The following is a 2975-nucleotide window of genomic DNA, read 5'->3' on the forward strand; positions in this document are numbered from 1 at the left end:
TTCCATCTTCTACAATTCCGCCTGCTGATACAATATGTGTAGGAAACGCCATTTCACGACCTCCTAATAAGGTAAAGTTGTATATTTATTCCATATGGTTCCCGTACTTTCCTGCATTCGTGAATTTATATGCTTGAAGGTACTTACGAAACGATTGAACTATCCTGCCAGTTACTTTAATAAACAAAAAGAGGAGCTGCCGCGATGCAGGCTCCTCAACTATAGTTCTCCGTTAGCGTAATAAAGAAAGGGAGCAGCTTCAGCGTGAACTGCTCCTTGTCTGTTCAACTATCGTTCTTAGTTTGGTTATTCCGAGTTTAAATTTCCAACGAAATCTGTCACCAAAATAGCCTAGGGGCTGTCAAAGCAATTTGATTATTACATTAAGTTCTTATTAATGCTAGCAACTCTGATGGTTTTATTAGCTTGGGAAAACCCGTAATTTTTTCACTTTTAAAAGTCGGAATAAACCATGTAGCATGGTAAGCCCTCATTCCAATTCTTGCAGCTCCTTCTAGCTCATTGGAGCCTCCATCACCAACAAATAATGATTCAGATGGGGACACATCCATTCTTTGACAGGCAAGATGATAAATAGAAGAATTAGGCTTTGCCGTTTTGACAGCAAAAGAAAAAATAACATCATCAAAATATTTTGCTATGGAACAGGAATCCCATGCTGATACTTCCTCTGGCGTACAGTTGCTAATTAGACAGATTTTCAATCCCGACGTTCTTATTTGGTCCAACATTTCTAAAATTTCATTGTCTATACTGCTAAATGGTATAGATTTGGACATAACACGTTCTTTATGTATTTCATTAATTTTTTCGTCGGTAACCTCATGTCCGAGATAATTAAAGATTTCACTTAGCACTGAAGGAAAATCAGAATAAGTACCATCCATTCTTTTTTCCTGTCTCTTATTCCACTCTTTATCAAATAATTTGGATTCTATCCCAAGCTGTTCTACGAAGTGGGTTGAACGCGGGGCCTTTCTTTTACCGTTTTCATATTCTGAAATAAGCGTCTCAAACAAATCAAAAAAGACAGCCTTTACTTCCAACATATTCACCCCTGAATATTCATTTTATTTACATATTCTAGGTGATTTTCACTTTCCCTTGTTTCAGCTAGCGCGAATTGTTGATTAAACTAAACTCCCGTTACTTCAAAGAAAAAGGGAACAGCTGCCGGCCGCGGCGATCTGCTCCCTGGTTATTCAACTATCGTTACCCTTTAGTATAACAATGCATCATCTCTGCAGTCCCCGAAAGAGTTAATGCACAATGAGGACTGGGCAACTTGATAGCTGTGAAACCTTGTGGCTGACACTTCCAAGCATCATTTCTTTTATGCCACTTAGCCCACGGCTCCCAATAATAATGAGTTGCTGCTCGGTATCCCCTGCATATTTTAATATTTCATGTGCAGGATCTCCCTTAAGATGAACTGTTTCCGGGTTAATCCCCGCAGATTTTAATTTAGATTTGGCTTGTTGCAGCTGTTCCAAACTCGCTTTCTCCATTTCGTTCAATATTTCTTCCAAGAATTTCTCTGGTACATATGTCATGCCATTCGACACATATTCTTGGCTGACATTAACCAAGGTAACTTGAGTTTGTTTGCTTCGGGCTATCTCAATGGTTGCATCGAGTAGTTTGTTCGTTATTTCAGCTTTATCAATGGTCATCATAATTTTGTCAAACATATTTATCATCCTTTCCGTGGCAGCTCGTAACTATTTCGGCTACCTACAAAACGGTTTCTTGCTGCTCCTATACCGACTAAAAAGAGCAAGACCGCAGCGCCAAGCAGAATGAAAAGTGGCAGGTTCCAACTATTTGTCGCATCATGCAGATATCCTATAAGAGCAGGACCGACTGCGGCAAAAAGATATCCGATCGATTGCGCCATGCCAGATAGTTTCGCTGCTTGATGCGCATTTTCAGTACGTAACCCGAAAAACATCATGGACAAACTAAAGGCGAAGCCTCCACCAATTCCGAGCATGATGATCCACAACAGAATCATATTGGAGCTTCCGTAAAGAAGTCCAATCGTTCCCGTCAAAAGCAAAATGGTTGTAATGACCACTAACAACCGTTGGCTAGACATGCGCCCAGCAATAACGGGGACAATAAAGGCAAATGGAAGCATAGCTAACTGCATGATCGAGAGGTACCATCCTGATTGGTTTGGATCAATTCCTTGCTGCTTTAAAATTTCAGGCAACCATGCGATCAAAACATAGAAAACCATGGACTGTATACCCATAAACAAGGTTACTTCCCAGGCAATGAGGGATTGCCAAACATTCACATCGTTGCTGGCCATTTGTTGACTCGTCGTGGTTGTTTGCTTTGTTTGATTTCTTAATTGGGGTAACCAACAGAGGATTGATACAAAGCTTAGAATCCCCCATATTCCCAATGCTCCCTGCCATTTTAGACCTGCGTTTACGGCTAGAGGCACACTGATTCCCGATGCGATTGCTCCACATAAACTCATTGAAATGGAGTAAACACCTGTCATGGAGCCAATTTTATTTGGGAAATCCCTTTTGATTATACTTGGCAATAATACATTACATACGGCAATTGCGAATCCAAGAATTGCTGTCCCAATAAACAGATTAGCTGCGCCAGATAAAGAACGTATTACAATACCTACAGTCAGAAAGAGTAAGGCGATCATAATGATACGTTCAACCCCATACCTTTGTCCTAATTTTGGTACTAGAGGCGATAATAAAGCAAATGCAAGCAAGGGTACCGTTGTGATCAGGCCTGCTAATGTATTTGAAATATGAACGTCATCCCTTATCAGACTCACTAAAGGACTAACTGATGTTAAGGGAGTACGTAAATTAGCTGCAATAACAATAATGCCGAGAATGATCAGCCCTATAGAGGATGGTACGGCTTTATTATTTTGTTTGTTCGGCATTCTTAATTTCTCCTTCCTGAATTCT

General features: G+C 40.2%; 3 protein-coding genes. All 3 read right to left on the reverse strand.

What is annotated here, in order from left to right:
- Positions 1–383: 383 nt before the first annotated feature.
- A complete protein-coding gene (locus GC102_RS36890) occupies positions 384–1070 on the reverse strand; it encodes an HAD family hydrolase (protein WP_171693920.1) in 687 nt (228 codons plus the stop codon).
- Between the two features lie 210 nt (positions 1071–1280).
- The gene (locus tag GC102_RS36895) at positions 1281–1712 is read right to left on the reverse strand and encodes a universal stress protein (protein WP_171693921.1); all 432 of its coding nucleotides are present in this window, start codon (positions 1710–1712) and stop codon (positions 1281–1283) included.
- A 5-nt stretch (positions 1713–1717) separates the two neighbouring features.
- Positions 1718–2950, reverse strand: coding sequence for a CynX/NimT family MFS transporter (locus GC102_RS36900; protein WP_171693922.1), 1233 nt, complete (start codon positions 2948–2950; stop codon positions 1718–1720).
- Positions 2951–2975 lie beyond the last annotated feature (25 nt).

The organism is Paenibacillus germinis, from assembly GCF_013141785.1.
Taxonomy (GTDB): Bacteria; Bacillota; Bacilli; order Paenibacillales; family NBRC-103111; genus Paenibacillus_E; species Paenibacillus_E phytorum.